Source organism: Brevundimonas nasdae (genome assembly GCF_016654005.1).
Taxonomy (GTDB): Bacteria; Pseudomonadota; Alphaproteobacteria; order Caulobacterales; family Caulobacteraceae; genus Brevundimonas; species Brevundimonas nasdae.
This window is the reverse complement of record NZ_JAEPWN010000036.1, coordinates 1-370: the sequence shown is the minus strand read 5'-3', so window position 1 is coordinate 370 and position 370 is coordinate 1. Positions and strand designations below refer to the sequence as shown.

Here is a 370-nt window from a genome sequence, read left to right as displayed (position 1 = left end):
GCGTAAGGTCGGCAGTTCGAGTCTGCCCGGGCCTACCAGGTCATTCTGGTTTGCTGGGGCTGGTCTCCAGCCTAGGCAGTATCGATGACAGCTCTCCTGGGCTTCGCACTATTCCTCGAAGGAATGGGGCCATAGCTCAGTTGGTAGAGCGCCTGCTTTGCAAGCAGGATGTCGTCGGTTCGACTCCGTCTGGCTCCACCACTCGCCGTGCGGCGAGGGGCATTTGACCAGAGGCTCCGCTTTGAAAGCGGTGGCGCGCCCCGCCAAAGCTCGTAGATCGCATCAAGTATTGCCCGTCGGCGCTCGCCGACAGGCATTGATATCGTAAAGGAAGAACGTGACCGGCTCCCCTGAGCTTTTAGGTCTTGTT

At 59.5% G+C, this 370-nt stretch carries 1 tRNA gene; it reads left to right on the top strand.

The annotated features are described in order from the left end of the window. Positions 1 to 125: 125 nt before the first annotated feature. Positions 126 to 201: transfer RNA gene (locus tag JKF87_RS18175), tRNA-Ala, on the top strand. Positions 202 to 370: the final 169 nt, after the last annotated feature.